This window comes from Pseudomonas sp. NPDC087615, from assembly GCF_044743445.1.
In the GTDB taxonomy this organism is placed as follows: Bacteria; Pseudomonadota; Gammaproteobacteria; order Pseudomonadales; family Pseudomonadaceae; genus Aquipseudomonas; species Aquipseudomonas baetica_A.
Genome location: NZ_JBIUWM010000114.1, coordinates 1 through 4,120 on the forward strand (window position 1 = coordinate 1; position 4,120 = coordinate 4,120).

The 4,120-nt window shown below is 58.2% G+C and carries 6 protein-coding genes; all 6 read right to left on the reverse strand.

All coding sequences use genetic code 11. The annotated features are described in order from the left end of the window. On the reverse strand, positions 1 to 1,295 hold a 1,295-nt coding region (locus ACIOU6_RS27555), incomplete at its 3' end, for a DUF6531 domain-containing protein (RefSeq protein ID WP_401139882.1). A gap of 237 nt (positions 1,296 to 1,532) precedes the next feature. Then, complete coding sequence (locus ACIOU6_RS27560) at positions 1,533 to 1,940, reverse strand: sel1 repeat family protein (RefSeq protein ID WP_221732915.1); 408 nt, start codon at positions 1,938 to 1,940, stop codon at positions 1,533 to 1,535. After that, on the reverse strand, positions 1,941 to 2,312 hold the full coding sequence (locus ACIOU6_RS27565) for a hypothetical protein (RefSeq protein WP_003223109.1): 372 nt from the start codon (positions 2,310 to 2,312) through the stop codon (positions 1,941 to 1,943). Continuing rightward, positions 2,309 to 2,650 carry a helix-turn-helix domain-containing protein gene (locus ACIOU6_RS27570; RefSeq protein WP_401139884.1) on the reverse strand — a complete coding sequence of 114 codons (342 nt, stop codon included), beginning with the start codon at positions 2,648 to 2,650 and terminating at the stop codon, positions 2,309 to 2,311. The genes ACIOU6_RS27565 and ACIOU6_RS27570 overlap by 4 nt, the downstream gene beginning before the upstream one ends. Before the next feature lie 112 nt (positions 2,651 to 2,762). Continuing rightward, positions 2,763 to 3,218, reverse strand: coding sequence for a YkvA family protein (locus tag ACIOU6_RS27575; protein ID WP_221732913.1), 456 nt, complete (start codon positions 3,216 to 3,218; stop codon positions 2,763 to 2,765). A 293-nt stretch (positions 3,219 to 3,511) separates the two neighbouring features. Continuing rightward, positions 3,512 to 4,120 (reverse strand): FKBP-type peptidyl-prolyl cis-trans isomerase (locus tag ACIOU6_RS27580; RefSeq protein WP_401139887.1); only part of this gene is annotated, 609 nt, incomplete at its 5' end.

Sequence of the window (4,120 nt, forward strand, 5' to 3'; positions counted from 1 at the left end):
CGATACAACCGGGTGAACTCGAACGGCAGCAAGCCATCGAGCGTGCCATCGGTGAGGGTCAGCAGTTCTTCGCCGGTGACCATCGATACGGGGCAGCCGTTGGTGCAGGTCGACGGCACACAATCGGCGCTGTCACCGTTGGGGTTTTTTGCCTGATTAGGAGCGTCGTCGTGATGTTCGTCTTTCTTCAACAAGGCGTTGCGCCTGGCATTCCAGCGCAGTTGCATCCGGCCTTTTTTCACCCCGGCGGCGATACCGCGCGCGGCGACGGTTTTGTATTGATCAACGTACTTGATGAAGCCGTTGACAATGCCAAACAACGCCTTCACCAATCGCTTCACTGCCGACAGCAACTGAACCGCGCGATCCGCCAGACGCAGCGTCAGATACGCGATCCCTGCGCCACCGCTGGCGAAAGTCAACACAACGCTGATCAGCACATCGATCAGCAACTGCACGATCATCATCGACGCCGCTTCCGCGGTTTTGCCGGCGAGTTCACTGGGCGGCAGCATTTCCAGCCAAAGACTCGCGGTGCGCAGCAGCAAGCACAGCGCCGCCTCGTCACTGACCAGCAATTGAAGCTGTGCCATGACTTTGGGAGCCGTTGCAGCCAGATTGATCAGATCAGTCGCACCATTGCCTAACCGCCCCACAAAGGCGCCCGGATCCTGAAGGATCTCCGACAGCAATCCGATGCTGTCCCACACACCCTCGATCGCCGCCCAGCTCCCGGCCAACATGCCGTTGCCTGCCGCCGTCGCCACCGACTGCGACCACTGCGGCTTGAAACCCTGCCACTCGCTGCGCAGCCAGCCATCCAGCTCGCCAGTCAAACCGTCATAGGACTTGAACAGCGCCTCGACCTGCTCTGGGGTGACTTCGCTGTGTACATGCACGCGATAGAACTTGCCCGGTGTTCCCTTGAATTTGCCTTTACCTTCGGCATCCAGGGTGATGGGCGTCGTTTCGCCACCGTCCATGGCCATCACATCGACCACAATGTTGCCCAGCGGGATGTCGTACACCGACTCGAACTTGCTCTCGATCAGCATCAGCCCGCCCTTCGGGCACTGGACGACGCCGGAGAAAAACTCGTTGTCGCTGCTGCTGACGGCAGTACTGCGGTCGCCTAAGCGGATGACCCGCTCCATACCCATCAGGGACGGCAGATCCATGGCATGGCTGACGGTGTCGGCCGCACGGCTGGCCCAGTGCTTGAGCTGCTCGCGATAAAGACTGAGGGTGTCGGGAAAGCTGTCGAGTGCTTGCTCGATACGGGTGATGGCTTCCATCAACGCACGCTTGAGTGCGAGATAAACTGAATGACCGGGTCGAACATGAGCGTTCCCTCGCGCAGAAATTAGGCGCGAGGACTTTGCGGGGGATCACTCAAGAAATAAGTCAGGCGAGTAGGCAATTACTGTAGGAGAAGTCTGCAATAAAGCTTTTGATGCCAAGCCAATAAGCGAAAACGCAAACGGGGCGTGAGTTTTCCTCACGCCCCGTTTAATGATCAGACACAAATGGATTTACTGCGTTGAATCCCTAGCACCCAGCTCTTTCAATTTCAGCTCGGCCAATGGATGCCCGGCCTTGGCGGCCATACCCCACCAGCGTGCGGCTTCAGCAGGATCCGGGGCTTTGCTCGCGGTACCCGCGAAACTGATGACGCCGACTTGATAGGCCGCTTTGCCATCGCCAGCCAGTGCCGCCAGACGCAACAACCGCACGCCCTCCTCACGCGCTGCCAACCCCACGCCGCGAAAGGTCAGGATGTGTCCGTAGAAGCTTTGCGCACCGACATCGCCAAGGTTGGCCATGCGCGCAAACTGGCCTTCAAGCCAGCGCCAGCCACGCGGCTGGCGAACAAACCACGACCAGTGAAACAGCCTACGCGCCAACCAGTAACTTGCCTGCGCCTTGAGTCGTAAAAACACTCAAGCCTCCGCCGATTCCGGGTACTCGTATTCGAACACCCTGACCACTTCCGATGCATGCCAGGACGCCGCCGCAACGCCATCGGACGGCCCGGAAAACCGCCCAAGACGTTCGACACATTCAAAAAAACCGGTACGCGGCAAACGACTGGCGCCTTGGCTGATGACGAGCGAACTGCGCAGCGGTTGTTCGGCCTTGGCATCCAGTGCCGCGAGATGTTCAAGTGCAGCGGTCAAGGTTTGCATTGCCGGCGTCGGCAATTGCAAACGCTCGAGCAAAGCCCGATAAGTCAGAAGATGGCGCTGTCGGCGCGCCTGATCAAGTTCCCCCAGCAATCCGTCCCAATGTTGACGACTGATGCGTACGCTCACGATTCATCCCTCCACCCGGGCACCGTCAGTTCCCAGGCCAGGCTGCGGCGAATCGCGGCGTCGGGTTGACGCTCACCACTTTCAATCATGGCCAGGTAAGACGGGCTGATGCCTACCGTGCGGGCCAACGCCTCAATGGCGATGCCCTTCCCTTCGCGCAAACTGCGTAGTTGATCCAGACCTGGAAGAATCGGGTCTGGCGACGCCGCGAGCGGTGCTTGAGCATGCCGCGGCGGTGCTTCGTTGATGCCTGCTGCTTTCAGTAGAGCCTGATACTGAGCCCATGGCAAAACCGCATATTCGGGTTCGCCATCGCGTGCAATTATCTGAATATCCATGACTACCCCGTAGGACAACAACACTTAGCGAGTCGGCACTTTTCCCTAGAAGTGTAATCCTAACAGCGGCTAAGGTCGCGGGGGGGATCTATCTGAAAGCGGCCTTCGTGAATCAGGGCTTTTTCGGGCCCTGAAGTTGAAGTTGCTGGGGGGTATCGGGCAGACGCTCGACCACCGCGAGTTTTTCCGGTTGCTGGCGCTTGCGCCAGAAGCGGAAAGCCGTCAGTTCATCGTCGAGGGTTTTCATCAGCCAGGCGAGGACGGCGATGTCGTCGAGCATACCGAATACCGGGATGAAATCCGGTATGGCATCGACCGGACTGAGGAAGTACATCAACCCCGCCACTACCGAAATCAACGCTTTCGGGCTGATCGCGCGGTACTCACCGCGCCAATAGGCCAGGCACAATGCCTGGAGCAAACGCAGATCGTCCTTGAGTTTGCCGAGCCGATTACCTTGTGCGGCGCCTTTGCTGGCGACGGCAAACAATAAGGTCGGCAGGCGACCGCGAGCCAGCAGGCGGCCGGCCAAGGGCAGGAATCGAGCGAAATTCCACGGAGCTTTCATCTATTCCTCCCGTTGAAATGTTATCCACACAAATTGTGGATAACCTTGTGAACAGAGCTGCATTTCAACGCTGAAAGCCCCGTTTTATAAGGGCTGCGCTCAGATCGGGCGTTTTTTACTCACATAAAAAACCCCAATATTTCATTGACTTGGCAGCTCAGGGCGTCTAGTGCGGGCAGCCTCAAAGCTATGACTGTCATGACCGGCATCGGTTCGCTCTGTTTACCTTTGCCATCCTACAGATGCAACAACGCCCCGCATAAGCGAGGCGTTGTTGTTGAAACCGATGCTGATTACTTTGCAGCAGCGTCTTCTTTGGCTGGATCCTTGATGGCCAGCAGTTCCAGGTCGAACACCAGAACCGAGTTGGCCGGGATTGCCGGGCTTGGCGACTGTGCGCCATAAGCCAGATCGCTAGGGATGTACAGTTTGTACTTCTCGCCAACGTGCATCAGTTGCAGACCTTCAACCCAACCCGGAATCACGCCGCTCACCGGCAGGTCAATCGGGCTACCGCGCTCGACGGAGCTGTCGAATACGGTGCCGTTGGTCAGCTTGCCGGTGTAGTGAACAGTCACGACGTCGGTAGGCTTAGGCTGTGGGCCGTCGGCTTTCTTGACGACTTCGTACTGCAGACCGGAAGCGGTGGTGGTCACGCCGGCCTTCTTGCCGTTTTCCTCGAGGAATTTCTTGCCGGCGGCTGCCGACTCTTCGCTCATCTTGGCCATGCGCTCTTCAGCACGCTTTTGCAGCGCGGCGAAGGCTTCGACCAGTTCTTCGTCTTTCAGCTTCTGTTCTTTCTTGCCGACGGCATCTTCGATGCCCTGGGCTACCGCTTTGGAGTCCAGATCATCCATGCCTTCCTGAGCAAGGCTCTTGCCCATGTTCAGGCCGATACCGTA

Coding starts and splice junctions, on each gene's coding strand:
- ACIOU6_RS27570 (WP_401139884.1), bottom strand. CDS start 2,650: ATGGATATTCAGATAATTGCACGCGATGGCGAACCCGAATATGCGGTT.
- ACIOU6_RS27575 (WP_221732913.1), bottom strand. CDS start 3,218: ATGAAAGCTCCGTGGAATTTCGCTCGATTCCTGCCCTTGGCCGGCCGC.